Source organism: Paracoccus sp. (in: a-proteobacteria), assembly GCF_046289755.1.
Taxonomy (GTDB): Bacteria; Pseudomonadota; Alphaproteobacteria; order Rhodobacterales; family Rhodobacteraceae; genus Paracoccus.
In genome coordinates this window covers 50,803-74,870 of record NZ_JBKBVD010000015.1, presented here as the reverse complement: position 1 = coordinate 74,870, position 24,068 = coordinate 50,803, and the positions used below count along the sequence as shown (strand labels likewise).

Below are 24,068 nucleotides of genomic sequence, written 5' to 3'. Positions count from 1 at the left end.
ATGTCGCGGCCCGCCTTGAGGATCAGCGAGGGGTTGGTGGTCACGCCATCGACCATCCCCAACTCGTGCAGTTCCTTGATGGCGGCGATGTCTGCGGTATCGACGAAGAATTTCATGGCCCGGCTCCTCTCGTGCGGTTCGGGCCGGTGATAGCGCAAAAGGCCGGGCGCCGGAAGGGTGGGCTTTGCCCGCCTCTGCCCGCCGTTGCCCCTTGCAGTCGGCGGCGCGGGCCGTCTTTATCGCAGCCGATGCGACAGATGCCCGAATTCTTTCCCGCCCGCGCCCGGATCGCGGTGCTGACCTGCGAACCCGTGGGGGTGCTGGACTATCTGGCGCCCGAAGGCGGCGTGCGTCAGGGCCAGCTGGTGCTGGTGCCGCTGGGGCCGCGTCGGGTGCTGGGGCTGGTCTGGGGCGAGGGCGTCGGCGATTTCGATCTGGCCAAGCTGCGCGCCGTCGCCAAGGTGCTGGACGCCGAGCCCTTCGATGCCCGGTTTCTGGAATTTCTGACGCGGGCGGCGGATTACACGCTGACGCCGCCGCCCCTGATGCTGCGCATGGCCACACGCGCCCCCGATCTGGATCAGCCGCCCGCCGCCCGCCGGGTGATCGTGCCGGGACCCGGTCGGATCACCCGCCAGACCGAGGCGCGGGCGCGGGTGATGCAGGTCGTGGCCGATCATGGCGGCGCCAGCTTCGCGGCATCCGAGCTGGCCGGTCTGGCGGGGGTGGGCGTGTCGGTGATCAAGGGGCTGGTGGCGCAGGGCGCGCTGGCCGAGATCGAGGCCCCGCGCGATGCGCCCTATCCGGCGCTGGACCCCGACCGCCCCGGCAAGCCGCTGGACGGCGATCAGCAGGCCGCCGCCGATGCCCTGCGCGGCGCGATCCGGGCGGGCGGCTATGGCACCACGCTGTTGCGCGGCGTCACCGGATCGGGCAAGACCGAGGTCTATCTGGAGGCCGTGGCCGAAGCCCTCCGTGCGGGACGTCAGGCGCTGGTCCTGCTGCCCGAGATTGCGCTGTCGGCTGAATTTCTTACCCGCGTCGAGGCGCGCTTTGGCGCCCGCCCGGGCGAATGGCACAGCGGCATCACCCGCACCGAGCGGCGGCGGCTGTGGCATATGGCCGGGCGCGGCGAGGTGGGGCTGGTGGTCGGTGCGCGTTCGGCGCTGTTCCTGCCGTTCCGCGATCTGGGGCTGATCGTCGTCGATGAGGAACATGACGGCAGCTACAAGCAGGAAGATGTCGTCTATTACAACGCCCGCGACATGGCGGTGCTGCGTGCGTCCATCAATGGTGCACAGGTGGTGCTGGCCTCGGCCACGCCCAGCCTTGAAAGCTGGGTGAATGCGGCGGCGGGCAAATACCGGCGGCTGGACCTGCGCTCGCGCTATGGCGCCGCCGATCTGCCCGAGATGGCCGCGATTGATCTGCGCGCCGAGGCGATGGAGGCCGGGCGCTGGATCTCGCCCACGCTGGCATCCGAGGTCGAGGCGCGGCTGGCGCGGGGCGAGCAGTCGCTTTTGTTCCTGAACCGCCGGGGCTTTGCGCCGGTGACGGTCTGCCGCGCCTGTGGCGAGCAGATCGGCTGTCACCAATGCGATGCGCGGATGGTGGAACACCGCTTTCAGAACCGCCTCGTCTGCCATCAATGCGGCGAGACGCGGCCCATCCCGACCGCCTGCCCGTCCTGTGGCGTCGAGGGCAAGCTGGCGCCCGTCGGGCCGGGGGTCGAACGGATTGCCGAAGAGGTTGCTGCGCGGTTTCCGCAGGCGCGGGCCGAGGTGCTGTCCTCGGATCTGTTCCAGTCCTCGCGCGCGCTGAAAGAAGCGATTGCGCGGATCTCGGACGGGGATGCGGACATCATCATCGGCACGCAGATCGTGGCCAAGGGGCATAACTTTCCGCGCCTGACGCTGGTGGGGGTGATCGACGCCGATCTGGGCCTGCAGGGCGCCGACCTGCGCGCCGCCGAGCGCAGCTTTCAGCTGATGCGGCAGGTGGCGGGACGCGCGGGGCGGCAGGCGGGGGTGACGCCGGGGGTGGCGCTGCTGCAGACCCATCAGCCCGACCACCCGGTGATCCGCGCGATCCTGTCGGGCGAGGATGAGGGGTTCTGGGATGCCGAGGCCGCCGCCCGGCAGGCCGCCAGCATGCCGCCTTTCGGGCGGTTGGCGGGGATCATCCTGTCGCATCCCGATCCGGGTGTGGTCAGCGATTTCGCGCGGCATCTGGCGGGGCAGGCGGCGCCGCTGGCGCGGATCGGGGCCGAGCTGTGGGGGCCCGCGCCTGCGCCCATCGCGCGGGTCCGGGGGCGGCATCGGATGCGGATGCTGATCCGCGCGCCGCGTCAGGCGCCGTTGCAATCCGCGATTGCCGACTGGCTGGCGCCGGTGAAGCTGCCGGTCAATCTGCGGCTGGCGGTCGATATTGATCCGCAGAGCTTTCTGTGACCGCGCTTTCTGTGAGCGGGCAGGGGGGCTGCCTGCCCCCCTCGGCGCCTGCGGCGCCTCACCCCCCGGGGATATTTCGCGACCAAAGCAGGGCTAGTTGCGCAGCACGATGCAGCGGCCGCCGAGGCGCTGGAAGCGGGTGCAGAATGTCAGCGCCTCGGTGCGGCCCTCGAAGCCGACCTGGGCTGTGTAGACGGCCTGCGGCATGCCGTTCATCCGCTTGCGGACATAGCCCACGCGTTTGCCGTCATCGAGAATCGGGCGCAGGGTGCGGTTGAGGCGCGCGACCTGCTGCGCGGCGCCGGACTGGCTGGGATGGCTGGCCAGAATGACGCCCCAGGGATACGTGCGGGGCTGGGTGTTGAACTCGCGCAGCTGGCGGCTTTCGGCCATGCGTTCGCAGGCGGCGCGAAAGGGCAGGTCGTCGGCCAGCGCCAGCCGCAGATCGCCGGGCGCGGGCGGGTTGTCGCGCCAGCGATGGGCGCCAAATCCGGTGATGGATTCGGTATAGTCCAGCGTTTCATAGGGAAGCCCCGACTGTTCGGCGATGAAGCGAGCGGCGCGCGCTTCGCCCCCGTTATAGGCGACCGTCGCCAGGCCGATATTGCCGAACCGGGTGGTCAGCTGACGCAGATACCAGGCTGATTTCTGGATCGCCTGCGCCGGGTTGAACGGGTCGTCGAGGCTATACAGCTGTGCTGTGCCGGGCATGAACTGTGCGATGCCAAGGGCACCAGCGGGGCTGATGGCCGACGGGTCGAAACGGCTTTCCTTCCACAGCAGTCGCGCCAGAAAGGCGGGATCGAGGTTGTGATCGGTGGCGTTGCGTTCGATCGCCCGGCAGACATCCGCCACGTAGCTGTCGCGGCGGATGCAGTCGCGGGCATCGGCGCTGCACCGCAGATGATCGGAGGGTTGCTCGGTCATGCGCCCCTGCGGCGGGTTGGTGGCCGGGGCCGCCGAGAGGGGTGTGTGCAGCGCCAGCACGAGCGAGAGCCCCGCCAGCAGCCGCCCCGGCCCGGATGTCGCGCGCCTGACCATGTGCCGGGGCCTTTCGTGGGTTACTTGTCTTTGGCGGTCTTGCCGGCTTTGCCGCCGGATGGCTTGACCTTGTTGCCGGTTTTTGCAGGCTTTGCGGCGCCGTCTTCGGATTTGGCCTTTTCCTTCGACTTCGGCTTTGCCTCGCCTGTCTTTTCAGCCTGCTTCTCGGCTTTGCGTGCGGCCTTCCGCTCGGCCTTTGCGGCCTCTTTTTCGGCGGCTTTTTCGGTCTTGCGCGCGGCGCGGCGGGCCTCTTTTTCAGCTGCTTTTGCAGCCTGACGCTCGGCCTTTGCGGCGGCTTTCTCGGCGGCTTTGGCGGTCTCTTTTTCAGCTTTGCGGGCGGCTTGCTTTGCGGCCTTCTCGGCGTCAGTCATGGTCATTTTATTGTCCCTTGTAACATGGAGGTGATCGTTAACCGAAGCTTCGGCGACCGTGGCCGCCGGGTGAGGTTTCTTGATGCGATGCGGTTCGGTGCGCAAGTCGGTCTTGCGCGCCTCAGTGGATTTGCGGCCCGCAGGCTTGCGGGACGCCGCAGCCTTGCGCCGCGTCGCTGCGGGGGGGGTGAGCTTGGGGTTGGCTGCAGCGGCGGGTTTTGCGGCAGCGGCGGGCGAGGCGGCGGGCATGTCGTCGGGTTGCATGGCGGGGGGGTGCTTGGCGGGCGGGGCGGATTTCACCGTTTCAGGCATCGTTGCAAGCCCGCGCCTGCGGCGTTCGGCATCGACGCGGCGAAGGGCGGCGCGCATCATGTCGGCAGGGTTGGGGCCGGGGCCGTCGGTCGGCGGGGTGGCCTTGGCCGCGTCACGCGCGGCCCGCAACCGGTCCAGCAGGTCATGGACCTCTGCGTCGTCAAGTCGTCCAAGCGCGGGAGAGCGGCTTTGTGCGATCAGTTCCAGTTGCTCGGGGTCGAGCAGGTCCTGCTCGATCTTGGAATGGTTGGGCATGGCGCACTCGTCGGACAGGGCAAAGGGGGATGTCGGGGCTGACATTGCGCAGGAACGCAGGATTTTGCAATTGGAAAGGCCCCGGATTGCGCCGGGGCCTGCCGGTTGTCTGACGCGGCTGCCAGCCTCAGCGCGCGGGCACGGCGCTTTCGACCGGCGAGACAAAGCCGGCGTTTGCCGTTGCGAACGGGTCGGTCACCATCAGCGGCGTCGCGGGGGTGAACGCGCCGGCCGCAGGTGCCGCAGCCATCCGGGCATAGGGATCGACGGGCTGTGAGGCCAGCGCCGGCGCCGTTGCCGGGGCAACAGCGGCGACCCCGGTTGCCTGCTGCATCTCGGCGGCGGGGATCACATAGCCCTCGGGCGTCTCGATCATCGGGCCTTCGGCACGAACACTGTCTGCCTCCGAGCGCACGGTGACGCTGGTGCCGTTGGGCACCTCTTCGAACAGGTCCATGATGTCCTGATTGAACAGCCGGATGCAGCCCGCCGATGTCGCCTTGCCGATCGACGAGGGGTCCATCGTGCCGTGGATCCGGTAATAGGTGTCGCGGCTGCCCTGATACAGATACAGCGCGCGCGACCCCAGCGGGTTGTGCATGCCACCGGTCAGACCGCCTGCGAACTGGCTGTACAGTTCGGGTTCGGTGCGGATCATGTTGTCGGTCGGACGCCAGCTGGGCCACGATGCTTTGCGTGCAATGGTCGCGCTGCCCTCAAAGCCCTTGCCTGCGCGGCCCACGGCCACGCCATACCGCATCGCCTGACCGCCCGGCTGCACATGATACAGAACCCGTGCATAGGGATCGACGACGATCGTGCCTGCCGGTTCGCTGCCATTGTAGGGCACCGTCTGGCGGCGGTTGCGGTCATTCAGATAGGCCGCGCGCACGGCGGGAATGGCGATCACCTCGCCATCGGGGCCGCGATCCTGACGTGCCTGATAAATGGCCGGCACCTCGGCTGAACGCGTGGGCACGGGTGCGGTGGTCTCTTGTGAAGGTGCGCAGGCCGCCAGCCCGAGGGCCAGCGCCGCATAGAGGTAAGCGAGGCGCATCGTCGCGTATCCTTGTCAATCATGGGACGCGTCGGCAGTGATGCGTCCGGGCAGCTTCAATTCATATATCAGCGCCATGACAGTTCCGGCGCGATTCGCATATTGTTCCATGGTCCGTTTGGGCCATGCAGGTCAAGCCTCGGTCGGTGGATCGCCGCTGGCAGACGGCGTTTACTTGCATAGCATGTGGCCCCCGCGCGTCACCAAATCACCTTTCAACGCCATGTGAACAACTTGGCGTGTGCATTGGTTTCATCTGCCTGCGCCTGCGCCTGTGCGTGTGCCTGCGCTGGGGCGGGGCAGTCGCGGCGTTGGGGGGCGCCGGGGACGGCGTGGCGGAATGTGGCGGGCGGTGACCCGCAGATACGAGGTGGCGTTGTGCCCGCCGGAGGCGCCCATTAGGGTGGCCGCACAGATGGAAGCATCAGACGTGTCCCGACCGACGATCCCAGATCCGCCGCAGCCCGCACCGCCACGACCGGCAGGCGCGATGGCGCCGTTCCGCCACCGCGATTTCCGCATCCTGTGGTCGGCGACGCTGGTGTCGAATTTCGGCGGGCTGGTGCAGGCGGTCGGCGCGGCGTGGCTGATGACCCAACTGACCGACAGTGCCACCCTGATCGCGCTGGTGCAGGCGTCCAACACGTTGCCGGTCATGCTGCTGGCGATCGCCTCGGGTGCGCTGGCCGATACGATCGCGCGCAAGACGCTGCTGATGGCGGCGCTGGTCTTTATGGTGGTGGTGTCGGTGGCGCTGGCGGTGGTGACATGGGCTGGGTTGCTCAGCCCATGGTCGCTGCTGGCTTTCACCTTCCTGCTGGGGGCGGGGCAGGCGGTCTATAATCCGCCCTGGCAGGCCAGCATGGGCGATCTGGTCCCGCGACAGGATCTGCCGGCGGCAGTCAGCCTCAATTCGGTCGGCTTCAACCTGATGCGCAGCGTCGGCCCGGCGGCAGGGGGCCTGATCGTGGCGACGCTGGGGGCGGCGGCGGCTTTTGCGGTCAATGCGCTCAGCTATCTGCCGCTGCTGGGGGCCATGACGCGCTGGCGCCCACAAACCGCACCCCGCGTGACCACGCCCGAGCCTTTCATGGCCGCCATGGGGGCGGGGCTGCGCTATGTGGCGCTGTCACCCAACCTGATGCGGGTGATCCTGCGCGGGGCGCTGTTCGGCTTTGCGGGGATCGCGGTGCTGGCGCTGCTGCCGCTGGTCGCCAAAAGCCACCCCGAGGGCGGATCACTGCTCTTTGGCGGCTTGCTTGGCTGCTATGGGATCGGCGCGATCTCGGGCGCGCTGGCCAATCCGCGTCTGCGCGCGCGGATGGACAACGAACATGTGGTGCGGCTGGCCTTCGCGGGATTTGCCTGTGCGGCGCTGCTGTTGGGGCTGACGCAATCCGTCTGGCTGCATGCGCTGGCGATGCTGCCTGCGGGGGCATCCTGGGTGCTGGCGCTGTCGCTGTTCAATGTGACGGTGCAACTGTCGACGCCCCGATGGGTCGTGGCGCGCGCGCTGGCGCTGTATCAGACGGCGACCTTCGGCGGGATGGCGGCGGGCGCCTGGATCTGGGGCGCGCTGGCCGGGGCCGAGGGGTTGCCCACGGCGCTGGTCGGGTCGGGGCTGCTGCTGCTGGCGGGGGCGGTGCTGGGGCGCTGGTTTCAGGTGCCGGAATTCGGCACGGTCGATCTGGACCCCGCAAACCGGTTCCGCGAGCCCGCCCTGCGGCTGGATCTGCGCGGGCGGTCGGGGCCGATCATGGTGATGGTGGACTACCTGATCGACCAGCAGGACGTGCCGGAATTCCTGCGCCTGATGCAGCAGCGCCGCAATATCCGCCGCCGCGACGGCGCCCGCAACTGGGCGCTTCTGCGCGATCTGGAACATCCCGATCACTGGACTGAAAGCTACCACATCGCCACCTGGGACGAATATGTCCGACACAACCTGCGCCGCACGAAAAGCGATGCCGAGGTGACCCAGACCCTGCGCGCCCTGCATCGCGGCGAGGGTGATCCGCAGGTGCACCGCATGATTGAACGCCACAGCGTCACCCCGCAGGATGATGTGCCGCTGATCGGCAAGATCGAGATTCCCTGAACCCGGCCTGTCTGCGGATGGCAGGCCGGGGGTTTCACCCCCGGACCCCCGAGGATATTTGGGGACCAATGCAGGCTTAAGACTATCTTAGCTTTTATGGTTCAGCCTGGCCCTACGGTACAGGCGGGGACGCCGATGACCGTGACCGAAGCAGGCACCCTGTCTGACGCTGGAGCGATCCCCGGCAGGCAGGGTGTTCTCTTGGCGCCAGTCCTGCTTTGGTCGTCAAATTTCCCGGGGGGAGTCCCCGGCACGGGGACGGGGGGCAGCGCCCCCCTGCGCCCTCACAGCCGGTCGCGCCAGCGGTTGACCAGCGGATAGCGACGGTCCAGCCAGAAGGCGCGGGTCGAGATGCGCGGGCCGGGCGCGGCCTGATACCGCTTCCATTCGCTGACATAGAGCAGCGTTTCCACCTTGCGGACCGTGGCCTCGTCAAACCCCTGCGCCACCAGATCGGCCAGCGACAGATCCTGTTCCACCAGCCCGTCGAGGATCGCGTCCAGCACCTCGTAGGGGGGCAGCGAATCCTCGTCCTTCTGGTCGGGGCGCAACTCGGCCGAGGGGGGCTTGGTGATGATCCGGGGCGGGATCACCTCGCCCGCGCGGCCCAGCATCCAGTCGCGATGGTTCTGGTTGCGCCAGCGGCAGGTCCGGAACACCCGCGTCTTGTAGAGATCCTTGATCGGGTTATAGCCGCCCGCCATATCGCCATAAATGGTGGCATAGCCGACTGCGACCTCGGATTTGTTGCCGGTGGTCAGCAGCATCTCGCTGAACTTGTTGGACAGTGCCATCAGCATCACACCGCGCAGCCGGGACTGGATGTTTTCCTCGGTGATGTCGGGCGCGGTCCCCTCCATCAGATGGGCCAGCGCGCCCTCCACCGCGTCGCGGGCGCCGTCGATGCGCACCGTGTCCAGCCGCGCGCCCAGACGGGCGGCGCAATCGGCCGCGTCCTCAAGGCTTTCGGGCGAGGTATATTCCGAGGGCAGCATCACGCAGCGGACGTTCTCGGGGCCGATCGCGTCGCAGGCGATGGTGGCGACCAATGCGCTGTCGATGCCGCCCGACATGCCCAGCAGCACCTTCGAAAAGCCCGATTTGCGCAGGTAATCGCGCAGGCCCAGCATCATCGCCTGATAGTCCTGTTCCCATGCGTCGGGTTGCGGCGCCATCAGGCCCGGCTCGGCCCGCCAGCCCTCCGCCGTCCGGGTGAAATCGACATGGACGACGGCCTCTTCGAAGGCGGGCATCTGCACGACCTTGTGGCCGCCGGGGTTCAGCACAAAGCTGGCGCCGTCATAGATCTGGTCGTCCTGCCCGCCGATCATGTTCAGATAGACCAGCGGCAGGCCGGTCTCGACCACGCGACCGACCATATGCCCCATGCGCAGGTCCAGTTTCTCGCGGTGATAGGGGCTGCCATTGGGCACGATCAGGATCCCGGCCCCGGTTTCGGCCAGTGTCTCGGCCACGTCGGGATACCAGCTGTCCTCGCAGATGGGCGATCCGATCCGGGCCGCACCGACCGGATAGGGGCCGCTGATCGGGCCGCTGTCGAACAGGCGCAATTCGTCGAACAGCTGCTTGTAGGGCAGGTGGTGTTTCAGCACGCGGGCCACCAGCGCGCCGTCACGGAACACCCACCATGCGTTATACAGCTTGCCGCCCTCGGCCCATGGTCCGCCGATGCCGATCGCGGGGCCGCCGGTCAGCGCGGCGCCCAGCTCCATGATCGTTTCCATCGCCTGACGCGTGAAGGCGGGTTTCAGCACCAGATCCTGCGTCTGATAGCCGGTGATGAACATCTCGGGCAGGGCCAGCATGTCGGCGCCGGCCTCGCGTGCCTCATGCCATGCGGTGCGGGCGCGGCCGGCATTGCCTGCCAGATCGCCAACGGTGGCGTTCAGCTGGCCGATGGTCAGGCGGAAACGGTCGGTCATGGTCTGATCCCCTGTCGCGTCCCCCTCGGGATAGAGGATCGGGGGGGCGAGGAAAAGACGGGCTTTGCCTCGGCGGCGCCTCTGCGGTATGGCTGTTGCAAAATGCGACAATGGCGAAAGGCCGGGGGCACAGGCGATGAAGGCGGCAACTCGGGCAGTGACGGTTGCGGGCGCAGTGGCGCTGGCGCTGATGGGCATGGCGGCGGATGCCGGTGCGCAGGTCATCACGCGGCAGTATGACGATGGCGGTGTCTATGAAGGCACGTTCCGCAACGGGTTGCAGCACGGGCAGGGCGCCTATTCGCTGCCCAACGGCTATCGCTATGAGGGCGACTGGGTCGAGGGCCAGATCATGGGTCAGGGCCGGGCGGAATTTCCCAACGGCTCGGTCTATGAGGGCCAGTTCGTGCGCGGCAAGCCCGAGGGGCGCGGGCTGATCACCTATGCCGATGGCGGCACCTATGAGGGCGACTGGGTCGCGGGTGAGATGACCGGCCAGGGCGTCGCGCGCTATGCCAACGGCTCGGTCTATGAGGGGCAGTTCGCCAAGGGCCTGCACGAGGGCACCGGCGTGCTGACCCAGCCCAACGGCTACCGCTATGAGGGCGACTGGCAGGCGGGCGTCAAGCAGGGGCAGGGCCGCATCACCTATCCGGACGGCGCCACCTATGAGGGCGGCATGCTGGCCGGTCAGCGGGCGGGCCGGGGCAAGCTGGTGATGGCTGACGGGCTGACCTATGACGGGGTCTGGGCTGCGGGCCAGATGTCGGGCAGCGGCGTTCTGGTGCAGGGCAATGGCGACCGCTTCGAGGGTCAGCTGGAGGCCGGGCGCCGTCAGGGGCAGGGCGTGGCGACCTATGCCAATGGCGACACCTATGACGGCGAATTCCGCAATGACCGCCGCCACGGGCAGGGCACGTTCACCGGCGCGGACGGCTTTGTCTATCTCGGCGAATGGGCCGAGGGCCGGATGGAGGGGCGCGGACGGATCACCTATCCCGATGGCTCGGTCTATCTGGGCCAGATGCGCGCCGACCGGCCCCATGGCACCGGCCAGATCACCTATCCCGACGGCTCGACCTATGAGGGCGCATGGTCCGAGGGCGTGATTCAGGGCGAGGGGCGGGCCGTCTATGCCGATGGCATGGTCTATGAGGGCAGCTTTCGCAATGCGCGCAATCACGGGCAGGGGCGGATGTCCTATCCCGACGGGTATGTCTATTCCGGCGCCTGGGCCGATGGTCAGCGCCATGGCGAAGGGCAGGCGACCTATGCCGACGGCACGGTCTATACCGGCGATTTCGTCAACGGGCTGCGCGAAGGGCAGGGGCGTCTGACCTCTCCCGACGGGTTCATCTATGAAGGTGGCTGGCTGGGCGGCGAGATCCACGGCGCAGGCGTCGCCACCTATGCCAATGGTGACCGCTACGAGGGCAACTTTGAATCCGGCAAACGTCAGGGGCAGGGCGTGATGCGCTATGCCACCGGGCAGGTCGCATCCGGGCGCTGGCAAGACAACCGGCTGATCGAAGCCGCGCCGGGCGAGGTCATTGCCGATGATGCGCCAGATGACGCCCCCGAGGCCGAGGCACCCGAGATGCCCGCCGAGGGCGGTGCGGACCTGCCCTGAGACTGCGCATGCGGGCAGTTGACCGGATCGTGAGGACCTGACAGCGGCGTCGCAGTCAGGTCGTGCGATCACTGTCGGGGCGGGTCTCTTCGGGGGCCGATCCGAACAGGCCGCGCAGACCCCGGCTGAGCAGGTTGCCCACGCGGGGACGCGGCTGCACCATGAAGGGCAGCGGGCGACAGACCTCCATCGCGGCGATGCCGACACGGGCGGTCAGGGCGCCGTTCACCAGCCCCTCGCCAAAGCGGCGGCTCAGCTTGGCCAGAACGCCGCCGCCTGCGACCGTCTGAACCAGATCGTCGCCCGCAGCGACGGCGCCGGTGGCGATCAGATGGGTGATGACCGTGCGCGCCAGACGCCAGCCGCCGATTGCGCCCGCCCGCCCGCCATAGATCTCGGCCATGCGGCGGATCATCCGCAGATTGGCCGCCAGCGCCGCCGCGACATCGGCCAGCGCCAGCGGCACCAGCGCGGTGGTGGCCGCGACCGTGCGGGCGGCGGCCTCGATCTCGCGCCGGGCCTGCTGGTCCAGCCCGGCCAGCAGTTCGGTTTCCGCCAGCGTCAGCAGCGCGCGGGCGTCGAACATGTCGGGGCGACGCTCGGCCAGCCGCTGGCGGTTCCATTCCAGTTCCGGGCGATCGGCATAGAGCGCGACCAGCTGATCGGTGACGGCGCGGGCGCTGTCGAAACTGTCGTCGGACAGCGCCGCCCCCGCCTGCCGCTGGATCGCGTCGATCTTGCGAAAGCGCCGCCAGCCCCACCATTCGCGAAAGGCCATCCCAAGTGCGGCCAGCGTGAAGGCGGCAAACAGCGCCGTCGCGATCCAGCCCAGCAGCGGATAGCTCGTCAGCAGCCGGTCGACAAAATCCAGCGCCGCGACCGCCACCAGAAAGCTGACCAGCGCCGCGCCCGATCCCAGAAACAGCCGCGTCAGCCGCGAGGGGCGGGCGCCGACCAGCCGCGTGACCATCTCCATCGTGCGCGGGCGCGGCAGGGCCGGGTCGGCGGCATCGACCGGCGGCGCATCGGCGGGGTTGGTGCGCGCGGCCGAGGCCGCGTCGGGGCGGGCCTTGGGTTCGTCGGGCAGGCTGATCAGGACCGGGCCGCGCCGGCGGGGGGTGTCGTCGGTCACAGGCGGTCTCCGATCAGGAATTCGGCGGCGCGGTCCAGCCGGATATGGGGCGGGCCGTCGCCGGGGCGCAGGGTCAGGGGCGCGGGGGCGAAATCCATGATCGCATAATCGGCATCCAGCCAGGCCGCCGCCCCCTGCCGGGCGGGATGCAGCAACTGGCCCGGATCGGCAGGCAGTTCGCCCGGATAGAACGCGGCGCGGCGCCCGTCCAGCAGCCGCCCGCGCACGGCGGGCAGGTCTTCGCCATCCTGCGTGATCACGTCCTCGGTCGTGGCGCGCAGGGCGGCGATGGATATGGCCTCGGTCCGGGCGCCCTGAAAATCGGCGCGGTCGCGGGCCTCGCGCAGCATCGCCGACAGGATCGCGGTCAGGCGGTTGTGCTGGCTGTGGTGCAGGTGGTCGGCCTTGGTGGCGGCAAAGAGGATCCGCTCGACCCGCCTTGTGCCCAGAAGCTGTGCCAGCCAGCCCGCCCGGCCGGGGCGGAAGGCCGACAGCACATCGGCCATGGCGCGGCGCTGATCCTCGACCGCTGCCGGGCCGCGATGGATCGCGCCCAGCACATCGACCAGCACCACCTGCCGGTCGATCCGGGCGAAATGGTCGCGGAAAAAGGGCCGCACCACCCGCGATTTATAGGCGTCAAAGCGGCGGCGGAACTCGCGGCCCAGCTTGCCCTCGCGCAGATCCGGGGGCAGCGGCGCGAAGGTCAGCGCGGGCGATCCGGCCAGCTCGCCGGGGATCAGAAAGCGGCCCGGCGTGCAGTCCGACCAGCCCGCCGCGCGGGCGGCAGTCAGATGCGCGCTGTAGATCTGCGCCAGATCCTGCGCGCGCGGTTCGTTGAATGAGGCGGCGGGGTCCTGCGCGGACAACGCGGCGGCAAACCGGTCGGCGCCGGGGCGGCCGGTGATGCGGCCCAGAACCTCGTCGGACCATGTGGCAAAATCACGCTCCATCAGGCGCAGGTCCAGCAGCCACTCGCCCGGATAATCGACGATATCCACATGCAGGTTGCGCGCACCCCGCAGCCCCGACAGCAGCCCGCTGCCCTGCAGGCGCATCGACAGCCGCAGCTGGCTGACATGGCGGGTGCCGTCGGGCCAGTGCGGGTCGGGGCCGGTCACCGCGGCCAGATGGCGTTCATAGTCAAAGCGCGGGATCGTGTCGTCGGGCTGGGGCTGCAGCCAAACCGCCCGCAGCCGCCCGTCGCTGGCGGCGCGCAGGGCCTGCATGCGGCCGCGCTCCAGCAGGTTGGCCACCAGCGAGGTGATGAACACCGTCTTGCCCGCGCGTGACAGACCGGTGACGCCGATCCGCACAACCGGGTCGCCGAGGCCCAGCCCCTCCATCACGTCGCTGCCGATACCCATGTCTGTCCCTGCTGCCCTGTGCCGCGTCATTCAACGCCGCTGTGGCAAGATAGGTCCGCAGCCGCCGGATGTGTAGCGGGCCCGTGCAGCCATCTGCGGTGCCGCCGCCATCCCGGTTGCGATTGTGCTGGGGCGTGCGGGCGCGCTATCAGGCGGCATGAGTGATGATCTGCCCATCGAAGACGCGCTGCCTGCCCTGCGCGAGGCGCTGGCCCGGCATGGGCGGGCGGTGCTGGTGGCGCCGCCCGGTGCGGGCAAGACGACGCGGGTGCCCTTGGCGCTGATGGACCAGATCCGGGGCCGCATCCTGATGCTGGAGCCGCGCCGTCTTGCCGCCCGCGCCGCCGCCGAGCGGATGGCCGACACCCTGGGCGAGGCGGTGGGCGGCCGTGTCGGCTATCGCATCCGGGGCGAGTCGGTGCCGGGATCGCGGATCGAGGTGGTGACCGAGGGCATCCTGACCCGGATGATCCAGTCTGACCCCTCGCTGGAGGGGATCGGCTGCGTCATCTTTGACGAGTTCCACGAGCGCAGTCTGAACGCCGATCTGGGCCTTGCGCTGGTCTGGGAGGCGCGGGGGGCGCTGCGCGAGGATCTGGTGGTGCTGGTCATGTCGGCCACGCTGGATGCCGGGCCGGTGGCGGCGCTGCTGGGCGATGCGCCGGTGGTGGAATCGCAGGGCCGGGCCTTTCCGGTCGAGACGCGCTGGCTGGACCGTCCCCTGCCCGCAGGCATCCGGTTGGTCGATGAGGCCGCCCGCCTGATCCTGCGCGCCGAGGCCGAGACCCGCGCGACCGGCGGCACGACCCTGGCATTCCTGCCCGGCGAGGGCGAGATCCGGCGGGTGACGGGTCTGCTGTCGGGCAGCGGCTGCGAGGTGCTGCCGCTGTATGGCGCGCTGCCCGCCGCGGCGCAGCGGGCGGCGCTGTCGGCGCCGGGGGACGTGCGGCGGATCGTGCTGGCGACCGCGATTGCCGAGACCTCGCTGACCATTCCCGGAGTGCGGGTGGTGGTGGATGCAGGCCGGGCGCGCCGGGCGCGCTTCGATCCCGGCAGCGGCATGTCGCGGCTGGTGACCGAGCGGGTCAGCCGCGCCGAGGCTGATCAGCGGCGCGGGCGCGCGGGCCGGGTCGCGCCGGGGATCTGCTACCGGATGTGGGCGCGGGCCGAGGAGGGGGCGCTGCCCGGTTTTGCGCCACCCGAGATCACCGTCGCCGATCTGACCGGGCTGGCGCTGGAACTGGCGGCATGGGGGGCCGGGCCGGGCGATCTGGCCTTTCTGACGCCGCCGCCCGAGGGCGCGCTGGCCGAGGCGCGGTCGCTGCTGGCGGGGCTGGGGGCGCTGGACGGTGCGGGCCGGATCACCGGCCATGGCCGGGTGCTGCTGCGGCTGCCGCTGCATCCCCGGCTGGCGCATATGCTGGCGGTGGCGGGGCCGGAGGCCGCGCCGCTGGCCGCGCTGCTGTCGGATCGCGATCCGTTGCGGGGCGCGCCGGTCGATCTGGCGCTGCGGCTGGAGGCGATCCGCGATCCGGCGCGGTTTGCGGCGCGCCATCCCTATGAGGTGAACCGGCAGGGCGTGGAACGCTTGCGGCACGAGGCTGTGCGGCTGCGGCGCATGGTTGCGTCCCGCGACGCCGGGGGGGACGCTGTCCCCCCCGGACCCCCCCGGGGATATTTGCGTGAAGAAGAAGGGCGGGCCTTTGCGATGGGCGCGCTGGCGTCGCTGGCCTATCCTGACCGGATCGGGATGCGGCGGAAGGGGGATGAGCCGCGCTATGTGCTGTCGGGCGGCAAGGGCGCGGTCCTGCCGGTGGGCGATGAGATGGGGCGCGCGCGGTTTGTCGTGGCGGTGGATCTGGACGGCGATCAGCGCGAGGCGCGCATCCGGCTGGCGGCGCGGCTGGACGAGGCGGGGTTGCGGGCGGTGCATGGCGCGGGCATCGCCGAGGTCCGGCTGTGCGAATGGTCGCGGCGTGAGGGCCGGGTGTTGGCGCGTGTGCAGGAGCGGCTGGGGGCGCTGGTGCTGTCGGACCGGGTCTGGAGCGGGGCGTCGGAGGAGGATGTCGCGCGGGCCGCGCTGGAGGGGCTGCGGCTGGACGGGCTGCGCTGGAGTGCGGCTGCGGCGCGGTTGCGGGCGCGGATTGCGCTGTTGCCGGATCTGGGGCCGGTCGATGATGCAGGTCTGCTGGCCGAGGGCGGCTGGCTGTTGCCATGGCTGGGCCGGGCGCGCAGCCTGTCAGATCTGCGGGCGCTGGATCTGGTCGAGCCGCTGCGGGCGCGCATCGGCTGGGACGGTCTGGCGCGGCTGGACCGCGAGGTGCCGGCGCATTTCGTCACGCCGCTGGGGCGGAAGGTGCCGATTGACTATGCGGGCGATGAGCCATCCATTGAGCTGCGGTTGCAGGAGCTGTTCGGGGTGGTGCGGCACCCCTCGGTCGGCGGGCGGCCCTTGCGGATCGCGCTGTTGTCGCCGGGGGGCAAGCCGGTGCAGGTGACCATGGACCTGCCGGGCTTCTGGGCGAGTTCCTATGCCGATGTGCGCAAGGACATGCGCGGCCGCTATCCGCGCCATCCCTGGCCCGAGGACCCGACCGAGGCGGCGCCGACCGTGCGGGCCAAGCCTCGCGGCACCTGAGGGGCCTAGTCCAGCGCGCGGATCAGCTTGCGGTCCAGCACCCGCAGCACCTGCGCCAGATCATGCCCGCGCTTAAGGATCTGGCCGTCCATGGCGATCACCGCATAGGCGCCCTGAGCGGCGCGCAGGCGGGGGCGTTTCTCGATGCGGTAGATGGGGTGTTCGGCGGCGCGGCGGAAGACGCTGAACACCGCCGCCTCGCGCAGGAAGGACATGCCGTAATCGCGCCATTCACCCGCTGCCACGAAACGGCCATAGGTCGTCAGGATCAGCGCCAGTTCGCGCCGGTCGAACGTCACGCGGTCGGGCTGTGCGGCGGGGGTCGGGGTGGCGTGCGACATGACGGAATGGTGACACCGCCTGCGGGGCAAGGCAACGTGAAAACGAGGCTGCGGGGGCGGCGCGCCGCCCCCGGCATGATCTCAATAGCAGCTGATCTTGTCGATCCGGCCGTTGCGGCTGTATTCGATGTTCAGACGTTCGGGCCGGAAATCGGCAGTCACGGCGTCGTCGGGGCCGATGACGCGGGTGCCGACCGGGAAGGTCATCGCCGCCAGTGCCGCGCGCGGCTGGCCGATGAGGCCCTGATAGCCCTGCGCGCCGCATTCATCGGTGGCAGGTGCGTCGGGGGCAGGCGGCGCCGGAAGCGGCTCGCAGGCGGCAAGAAGGGCCGCAGCGCCAAGGGCGGTCAGGAAGGCTGTCTTGGTCATGGGATCATCCGCAATCTATGGTCGAGATGTTGCCCGCCGCATCAAGGCGGAACACGATCCGGTCGGGGACGTATTCCTGAGGCTCGATGCCGCGGTAGTCCACCACGCGATAGCTGCGCGTGATGCCGAGGGACGGGACCGTGCTGCCCGGTTGCCCGATGGAGGTGGCATAAGTTTCAGCTTTGCAAAGATCGGGTTTACGCTCCTGCAGACCGGCGATGCCCCGGGTGGCCGTGGGCGCAGGTTCGGTGCTGGGTGGCAGGCCGGGCACCGTCTGCGCCGGTGCGCCTGCCATGGGCCAGGCCGCAGGCGCCGCCATCGGTTGCTGGGGATAGGCGGGCTGGGCCGCGGCGGGCTGTGCCATCGGCGCGATTGCGACAGGTGACGTGGGCGGCATGCGGCTGACTGGCATCATGCAACCGGCAAGGGCCAGCGGACCCATCATTGCCAGTAGTGCGGTTCTTGTCATGCTGACTGCTCCCTGCGGCGCCGGTTGATCCGGGCTTGTCCCGGCGCCGATGCTAGGGACTTGCGCCCGGTTTGAGAAGCGGGGCGCAAGATCACGTTTCCATCATAGCAGGAATGTCACAGGCATCCCGGCTCGTCGGCAGCGCTTGCGGCCTTGTCTGCGGCCCCGTCTGCGGCCTTGTCTGCGGGCGCATGGGCGCGCAGCACCAGATCTGCGGTGGTCCGGGCAAGGGTGCCGATCTCGTCGGGGGTGATGGCCGCCGACTCGCCCAGCAACGCGGCCTGCTGGAGATCCGCCGCAAAGAGGGCGTATATCTGCCGCGCCAGCCGTGCGCTGTCGTCGCAGTGCAGGTCGCCGCGCGTCGCCCACAGATCGACCTGCCGGGCCAGCGGCGCCAGCACGGCAGCATCGCGCTGCATGCGGTAGCTGCGGGCAAGGTCGGGGAAACGCCCCGCCTCGGCCAGCATGATCCGGTGCAGCTGCAGCACCACGGGGTCCAGAAGCCAGTCGCCGAACTGCCGCAGTGCCTGTTCCAGTCCGGGTCGGGCCGGGACATCGGCGTCGATCTGAAACGGGGCCGTTCCGAAAGCCGTTGTCATCGTGGCGTCAAGCACCGCCTGAAACATCAGGTTCTTGTCGGGGAAGTAACTGTAAAGCGTCGCCTTGGAGACGCGCGCCGCGCGCGCGATGTCGTCCACGCTGGCCGAGGCATAGCCGTCGCGCAGGAAAACCTCGGATGCGCCCTCGCGCACCTGATCGAACTTGCGTCCGCGATTGATGGCCCGTGTGTCGTTGGTGTCTCTCATGTGACGCGCTACCCTTGAAACCTGAAGTCATGAAACAGATCGTATCCTTTAATGTGTTTCGCCCCGCCCCGGTTTCATTTTTCATGTCGTGCCGACAAAAAAGTTGAATTGTTCAATATGCTTGTGTGCAGGAACCTGTTGGATGACGGATCGGGGGCGGGCGGCGGCGGTGACGATTTGCAGCCGCGATTGCCCAAGGCGGTGGCAGTTCCTGCGGCGCTGTCCTAGCTTGGGACGCAGGCGCATCCGGGCGTCATCTTCAGGAGGAAAGCAGCCATGGCCGTCACCAAGACTTCGTTTCGCGACTCCGTCGATCGCATGTTCTCGCATGCTGCCGGTCTGATGGAGCTGTCCCCCGGACTTGAGGAAAAGATCCGGGTCTGCAACTCGACCTATACAGTGCGTTTCGGGGTGCGGTTGCGCGGTCAGATCCACACCTTCACCGGCTATCGCTCGGTCCATTCCGAGCATATGGAACCCGTGAAGGGTGGCATCCGCTATTCGCTGGATGTCAATCAGGACGAGGTCGAGGCGCTGGCCGCGCTGATGACCTATAAATGCGCGCTGGTCGAGGTGCCCTTTGGCGGGTCCAAAGGCGGGCTGTGCATCGACCCCCGCGCCTGGAGTGAGGACGAGCTGGAGCGGATCACCCGCCGCTTTACCTATGAGCTGTCGCGCCGCAACCTGATCTCTCCGTCGCAGAACGTGCCGGCGCCGGATATGGGCACGGGCGAGCGGGAGATGGCCTGGATGGCCGATGCCTACAAGCGGCTGCATCCCGACGACATCAACGCCAAGGCCTGCGTCACCGGCAAGCCGCGCACGGCGGGCGGCATCGACGGTCGGGTCGAGGCCACGGGCCGCGGCGTGCAATATGCGTTGCGCGAGTTTTTCCGCAATGATGACGTGATGACCAAGGCCGGTCTGTCAGGCGGTCTGGCGGGCAAGCGCGTTGTCGTGCAGGGTCTGGGCAATGTGGGCTATCATGCCGCCCAGTTCCTGTCGGCCGAGGACCGCGCTCTGGTGACCTGCGTGATCGAGCGCGACGGTGTGATCCGCAACCCGCAGGGCATCAATATCGACGCTTTGCGCGGCCATATCCGCGCGACCGGCGGCGTCAAGGGCTTTGCGGGCGGCGATTTCACCGAGGACGGGCTGCGCGCGCTGGAGGATGACTGCGACATCCTGATCCCGGCCGCCGTGGAAAGCGTCATTGATGCCGACAACGCCGCCCGCATCCGCTGCAAGCTGATCATCGAGGCCGCGAACGGTCCGGTGACGGCGGATGCGGATGAGATCCTGCGCGAGAACGGCATCGTGATTATTCCCGACATGTATGCCAACGCCGGCGGTGTGACCGTGTCCTATTTCGAATGGGTCAAGAACCTGTCGCAGATCAGTCTGGGCCGCCTGGAGCGCCGCCACGAAGAGGCACGCGCCCGCATGATCGTCGAGGAGCTGGAGCGTCTGTCGGCGGATACGGGTCTGAACTGGACCCTGTCCAAGGGTTTCAAGGAGAGTTTCCTGACCGGGGCGGACGAGCTGGAGCTGGTGCGCTCGGGTCTGGATGACACGATGCGGACCTCGTTCCAGAAGATGAAGGAGGTGTGGATGAACAATTCCAGGGTTCATGACATGCGTACTGCCGCCTATGTGGTGGCAATCCGGCGGATCTCGAACGTCTATAACTCGCTGGGGTTGTGAGGACGTCACCGGCGCAAAGAGGGGGGCGCTGCCCCCCATCCCGTGCCGGGATTCCCCCCGGGATATTTATGTGAAGAAGATGGTCAGGGCCGGGGGGCGGCGGCGCGGCGCAGGCGGTCGTTGATGGCGGCGCCGAGGCCGTGATCGGGGATCGGCGCCACCGAAATGGGGCGGTGTCGGGCATCGGCGCGGCGCAGGAGGTCAAAGAGGCGGGCGGCGGCCTGGGTCAGGTCGCCCGTGTCGGACAGGCTGAACGGGCCGGGCTGACCGAAGGTCAGATGTGTTTCGCCCGGCTGCGGGTCGGTCGCGTTCAGTCGCAAGGGGGCCGCGGGGGCGTAATGGCTGGTCAGCTGGCCCGGCGCATCGGGGGCTGAGGGGTCGGCCTGATGGTGCGCGAGGGGCTGGCCCAGGGCGGTCTCGATCGCCTCGGCGGGCAGGCCGCCGGGGCGCAGCAGGCAGGGCTGGCCGTCCTGCCAGCCGATGATGGTCGATTCGAGGCCGACGGCGCAGGGGCCCGCGTCGAGCACGGCGGCGATGCGGCCATTCAACCCGCCATCGGGCGACAGGACGTGATCGGCGCTGGTCGGGCTGATCCGGCCCGAGGCATTGGCCGAGGGCGCGGCCAGCGGGCCGCCAAAGCGGGTCAGCAGCGCGCGGGCCACCGGGTGGGCGGGCAGGCGCAGCGCGATCGTGGGCAGGCCCGCCGTCACCAGCGAGGCGATCCCCGCATCGGGTCTGAGCGGCAGCACCAGTGTCAGCGGCCCCGGCCAGAAGGCGCGCGCCAGCAGCAGGGCCTGATCCGAAAAGCGGGCGATGGTCTGCGCCGCGGCAAGGTCCGCGAGATGCACGATCAGCGGGTTGAAGCTGGGCCGCCCCTTGGCCTGATAGATCCGCGCCACCGCCTGACCGTTGCAGGCGTCAGCCGCGAGGCCATAGACCGTCTCGGTCGGCATTGCCACGCATTCGCCCTGCGCCAGCAGGTCGGCGGCGCGGGCCAGTCCGGGGGCATCGGGGGGGGCATCGGGTGTGAGGCGCAGGGTCTGCATTCGTGACGCGGGGTTTCGGTTGAGCCGGAGGGGGTTGCGGCCCAAGATGCCGCCTGAGACGGGTTGATAGTCGCGCCGGGCCCGGATGCCAAGGCGCATGGAGGAGGAACAGATGAGCTTCAGGGCGCCGGTCGCGCAGATCGACTTTATCCTTAATCACGTCGTGCCCTTCCGCGAGGTCTCGGCCACCGACCGCTTTGCCGAGGCCACGCCCGAGACGGCGGCGGCGATTCTGGACGAGGCGGGTAAGCTGACCCAGAACGTGCTGGCGCCGCTGAACGGGGCGGGGGACCGGACGCCCGCGCGGCTGGAAAACGGCGTGCTGCGGTCGTCGCCCGGCTTTGCCGAAGGGTTCCGGGCGATTGCCGATGGCGGCTGGGTCGGCGTCTCGGCCGATCCCGAATATGGCGGGATGGGGCTGCCGCAGGCGCTGAACATGGCCGTGGCCGAGATGATGTCGGGCGCCTGCCTGTCGCTGCAGCTGAACCCGCTGCTGACGCAGGGCCAGATCGAGGCGCTGGAGCATCATGCCAGCGACGCGCTGAAGGCGCTGTATCTGCCCCGGCTGATCAGCGGCGAATGGTCGGGCACGATGAACCTGACCGAACCGGGCGCGGGCAGCGATGTGGGCGCGTTGACCACCAAGGCCGAGCCGGTCGGCGATGGCACCTACAGGGTCAGCGGCCAGAAGATCTATATCACCTGGGGCGACAGCGACGTGACCTCGAACGTGTGCCATCTGGTGCTGGCGCGGTTGCCGGGTGCGCCCAGGGGCACGCGGGGGATCAGCCTGTTCATGGTGCCCAAGCTGATCCCCGACGATCAGGGCGAGCCGGGGGTGGCCAACGCCCTCAAGGTGGTCAGTCTGGAACACAAGCTGGGCATCCATGGCAGCCCGACCTGCGTCATGTCCTATGACGGCGCCACCGGCTGGCTGGTGGGCGAGGAACACAAGGGCATGGCCGCCATGTTCACCATGATGAACGTGGCCCGGCTGGGCGTCGGCATGCAGGGTGTCGGCGTGGCCGAGGCGGCGCTGCAAAAGGCGGTGGCCTATGCGGTGGACCGCAACCAGATGGGGCCGATCATCCAGCACCCCGATGTGCGCCGCATGCTGGCCACGGGCCGGGCCGAGGTGTTCGCCGCCCGCGCCATCGGGCTGGCCTGCGCCGTGGCCATCGACATGGAGCGCGCGACGGGCGATGCGGAACATGCGGCCCGCGCGGCTTTTCTGACGCCGATCGCCAAGGCTTACGGCACCGATGTCGGCATCCGGGTCGCGGATATGGGCGTGCAGGTCCATGGCGGCATGGGCTATGTCGAGGAAACCGGCGCGGCGCAGTATCTGCGCGATGTGCGTATCACCTCGATCTATGAGGGGACGAACGGCATTCAGGCAATGGATCTGGTCGGCCGCAAGCTGTCGGATGGTGGCGAGGCCGCGATGCGGCTGCTGGACGAGGTGCTGGACGGCGCCAAATCGGCGCAATCTGCGCATCCCGATCTGGCCCATGATCTGTGGCAGGCCGCCGAGACGCTGCGCGAGGCGACGCTGGCCCTGCTGGATCGCGCGATGCCGGAGCGGTTCGCGGGTGCCGTGCCTTACCTCACCGCCTTCGCGCGGGTGCTGGGCGGACATTTCCATCTGCGCGCCGCGATGGCGGGGGGCGCCTCGCATCAGGCGCTGGCGCGGGTCTTCATGCTGCGGGTGCTGCCCCATAACGCGGGCGATCTGGCCGAGGCGCTGGCGGGGCTGGACGATCTGACGGGGATCAGCGACGCGGCCCTTGCCGGCGATTTCGCCGCGTGATCCGCACCCCGTTCGACACCCCGCCTGCCGAGGGCGCGGCCATCACGGTCGCGCCGGGCATTCTGTGGCTGCGGCTGCCGCTGCCGATGAAGCTGGACCACGTCAATGTCTATGCGCTTGAGGATGGCGACGGCTGGACGCTGATCGACACCGGCATGGACAGCCGCCGCACCCGCGCCATCTGGGACGCGCTGCGGGCCGGGCCGTTGCAGGGGCGCCCGATCCGGCGCGTGATCGGCACCCATCACCACCCCGACCATATCGGGCTGGCGGGCTGGTTCATGGCCGAAGGCGCCACATTGGCGATGAGCCGCACGGCCTGGCTGATGGCGCGGATGCTGGTGCTGGACGAACAGGACCGCCCCTCACCCGAGGCGCTGGCCTTCTGGCGCCGCGCGGGCATGCCGCCCGAGCTGATGGACCGGCGCGCGTCTGAACGGCCGTTCAACTTTGCCGATACGGTGCACCCGCTGCCGCCCGGCTATACCCGCCTGACCGAGGGGCAGGTGCTGGCCATCGGGCCGCGCCGCTGGCGGGTCGCCATGGGGCACGGGCATGCGCCCTGTCATGTGACCCTGTGGTCGCTGGATGATCATCTTGTCATCGGGGGCGATCAGCTGCTGCCCTCGATCTCGCCCAATCTGGGGGTCTACCCGACCGAGCCCGAGGCCGATCCGGTGGGCGAGTGGCTGGAAAGCTGCACCCGGCTGGCGGCGCTGGCGCAGGGTGACCAGCTTGTCCTGCCGGGCCACAAGCTGCCCTTTACCGGCCTGCCCATGCGGCTGAACCAGCTGATCCAGAACCACCATTCCGCGCTGGAGCGACTGACGCAGGCCCTGCACGAGGCGCCGCGCACGGCGGTCGGCTGTTTCGACATTCTCTATCGCCGCCAGATCGGGGACGGCGAATTCGGGCTGGCGCTGGTCGAGGCGGTGGCGCATCTGAATCACCTCGCCCGCGCGGATGTGATCCGCCCGGTCGGCGAAACCGACGGTGCGGTACTGTGGGGGGCGTGACAGGCCCGGCGCTATGGGCTATCGCAATGCAAACATCTTCAGGAGGGCAGACATGGCCGATCTCGACAACAAACCCGGCGCCACTCAGGGCACGATGGACCTGACCGAGCACAAGAAGACTTTTTCCGGGTTCATCAGGGCGGCCACATGGGTGATCGGCCTGTCGCTGGCCGCGCTGATCTTTATGGCTCTGGCCAACGCATAAGGCGGGTT

Annotated in this window: 20 protein-coding genes; 8 read left to right on the top strand and 12 right to left on the bottom strand. The window is 69.0% G+C overall.

What is annotated here, in order from left to right:
- Positions 1–116, bottom strand: a 116-nt coding sequence (locus tag ACK41U_RS08025) for a transaldolase family protein (protein ID WP_409678110.1), incomplete at its 3' end; no start/stop codon positions are given.
- 141 nt (positions 117–257) lie between these two features.
- Here ACK41U_RS08025 and ACK41U_RS08020 point away from each other — a divergent pair.
- On the top strand, positions 258–2,450 hold the full coding sequence (locus ACK41U_RS08020; RefSeq protein WP_409678099.1) for a primosomal protein N': 2,193 nt from the start codon (positions 258–260) through the stop codon (positions 2,448–2,450).
- A 93-nt stretch (positions 2,451–2,543) separates the two neighbouring features.
- Here the strand turns inward: ACK41U_RS08020 and ACK41U_RS08015 are convergent, their stop codons facing one another.
- The 3 genes from ACK41U_RS08015 to ACK41U_RS08005 form a co-directional block, all read right to left on the bottom strand.
- Positions 2,544–3,491, bottom strand: a complete 948-nt coding sequence (locus ACK41U_RS08015) for a lytic transglycosylase domain-containing protein (protein ID WP_409678096.1) — start codon at positions 3,489–3,491, stop codon at positions 2,544–2,546.
- 20 nt (positions 3,492–3,511) lie between these two features.
- Entirely contained in the window at positions 3,512–4,429 is a 918-nt protein-coding gene (locus tag ACK41U_RS08010; protein ID WP_409678093.1) for a hypothetical protein, read from the bottom strand.
- A gap of 127 nt (positions 4,430–4,556) precedes the next feature.
- Positions 4,557–5,486 (bottom strand): L,D-transpeptidase, encoded by a 930-nt coding sequence (locus ACK41U_RS08005; protein WP_409678090.1) that lies wholly within the window; start codon positions 5,484–5,486, stop codon positions 4,557–4,559.
- A 490-nt stretch (positions 5,487–5,976) separates the two neighbouring features.
- On the opposite strand from ACK41U_RS08005, the gene ACK41U_RS08000 reads away from it, so the two are divergent.
- Complete coding sequence (locus ACK41U_RS08000) at positions 5,977–7,584, top strand: MFS transporter (protein ID WP_409678107.1); 1,608 nt, start codon at positions 5,977–5,979, stop codon at positions 7,582–7,584.
- Between the two features lie 284 nt (positions 7,585–7,868).
- Here ACK41U_RS08000 and ACK41U_RS07995 read toward each other — a convergent pair whose 3' ends face one another.
- Entirely contained in the window at positions 7,869–9,527 is a 1,659-nt protein-coding gene (locus ACK41U_RS07995; RefSeq protein ID WP_409678087.1) for an NAD+ synthase, read from the bottom strand.
- 136 nt (positions 9,528–9,663) lie between these two features.
- Between ACK41U_RS07995 and ACK41U_RS07990 the strand changes: the two genes are divergently transcribed.
- On the top strand, positions 9,664–11,157 hold the full coding sequence (locus tag ACK41U_RS07990; RefSeq protein WP_409678084.1) for an MORN repeat-containing protein: 1,494 nt from the start codon (positions 9,664–9,666) through the stop codon (positions 11,155–11,157).
- Positions 11,158–11,212: 55 nt separating this feature from the next.
- Here the strand turns inward: ACK41U_RS07990 and ACK41U_RS07985 are convergent, their stop codons facing one another.
- Positions 11,213–12,289, bottom strand: a complete 1,077-nt coding sequence (locus tag ACK41U_RS07985; RefSeq protein WP_409678081.1) for a YcjF family protein — start codon at positions 12,287–12,289, stop codon at positions 11,213–11,215.
- A complete protein-coding gene (locus ACK41U_RS07980) occupies positions 12,286–13,656 on the bottom strand; it encodes a YcjX family protein (RefSeq protein WP_409678078.1) in 1,371 nt (456 codons plus the stop codon). The genes ACK41U_RS07985 and ACK41U_RS07980 overlap by 4 nt, the downstream gene beginning before the upstream one ends.
- A gap of 157 nt (positions 13,657–13,813) precedes the next feature.
- Here ACK41U_RS07980 and hrpB point away from each other — a divergent pair, with 157 nt between their 5' ends.
- Complete coding sequence (gene hrpB, locus ACK41U_RS07975) at positions 13,814–16,294, top strand: ATP-dependent helicase HrpB (protein ID WP_409678075.1); 2,481 nt, start codon at positions 13,814–13,816, stop codon at positions 16,292–16,294.
- Positions 16,295–16,299: 5 nt separating this feature from the next.
- Here hrpB and ACK41U_RS07970 read toward each other — a convergent pair whose 3' ends face one another.
- The 4 genes from ACK41U_RS07970 to ACK41U_RS07955 form a co-directional block, all read right to left on the bottom strand.
- Positions 16,300–16,635: a DUF2794 domain-containing protein gene (locus ACK41U_RS07970; protein ID WP_409678072.1), complete on the bottom strand. Its 336-nt coding sequence runs from the start codon at positions 16,633–16,635 to the stop codon at positions 16,300–16,302.
- An 81-nt stretch (positions 16,636–16,716) separates the two neighbouring features.
- Positions 16,717–17,004, bottom strand: a complete 288-nt coding sequence (locus ACK41U_RS07965; protein WP_409678069.1) for an I78 family peptidase inhibitor — start codon at positions 17,002–17,004, stop codon at positions 16,717–16,719.
- Positions 17,005–17,008: 4 nt separating this feature from the next.
- A complete protein-coding gene (locus ACK41U_RS07960) occupies positions 17,009–17,473 on the bottom strand; it encodes a hypothetical protein (protein WP_409678066.1) in 465 nt (154 codons plus the stop codon).
- A 116-nt stretch (positions 17,474–17,589) separates the two neighbouring features.
- Positions 17,590–18,279 carry a TetR/AcrR family transcriptional regulator gene (locus tag ACK41U_RS07955; RefSeq protein WP_409678064.1) on the bottom strand — a complete coding sequence of 230 codons (690 nt, stop codon included), beginning with the start codon at positions 18,277–18,279 and terminating at the stop codon, positions 17,590–17,592.
- A 276-nt stretch (positions 18,280–18,555) separates the two neighbouring features.
- Here ACK41U_RS07955 and ACK41U_RS07950 point away from each other — a divergent pair, with 276 nt between their 5' ends.
- Positions 18,556–19,983, top strand: coding sequence for a Glu/Leu/Phe/Val family dehydrogenase (locus tag ACK41U_RS07950; protein ID WP_409678061.1), 1,428 nt, complete (start codon positions 18,556–18,558; stop codon positions 19,981–19,983).
- 83 nt (positions 19,984–20,066) lie between these two features.
- On the opposite strand, the gene ACK41U_RS07945 is transcribed toward ACK41U_RS07950, so the two are convergent.
- On the bottom strand, positions 20,067–21,029 hold the full coding sequence (locus tag ACK41U_RS07945; protein WP_409678058.1) for an L-threonylcarbamoyladenylate synthase: 963 nt from the start codon (positions 21,027–21,029) through the stop codon (positions 20,067–20,069).
- A 112-nt stretch (positions 21,030–21,141) separates the two neighbouring features.
- On the opposite strand from ACK41U_RS07945, the gene ACK41U_RS07940 reads away from it, so the two are divergent.
- The 3 genes from ACK41U_RS07940 to ACK41U_RS07930 are packed head-to-tail and all read left to right on the top strand — an operon-like array spanning position 21,142 to position 24,060.
- Positions 21,142–22,839 carry an acyl-CoA dehydrogenase gene (locus ACK41U_RS07940; protein ID WP_409678055.1) on the top strand — a complete coding sequence of 566 codons (1,698 nt, stop codon included), beginning with the start codon at positions 21,142–21,144 and terminating at the stop codon, positions 22,837–22,839.
- A complete protein-coding gene (locus ACK41U_RS07935) occupies positions 22,836–23,855 on the top strand; it encodes an MBL fold metallo-hydrolase (RefSeq protein ID WP_409678052.1) in 1,020 nt (339 codons plus the stop codon). The genes ACK41U_RS07940 and ACK41U_RS07935 overlap by 4 nt, the downstream gene beginning before the upstream one ends.
- Before the next feature lie 52 nt (positions 23,856–23,907).
- The gene (locus ACK41U_RS07930) at positions 23,908–24,060 is read left to right on the top strand and encodes an aa3-type cytochrome c oxidase subunit IV (protein WP_409678049.1); all 153 of its coding nucleotides are present in this window, start codon (positions 23,908–23,910) and stop codon (positions 24,058–24,060) included.
- Positions 24,061–24,068 lie beyond the last annotated feature (8 nt).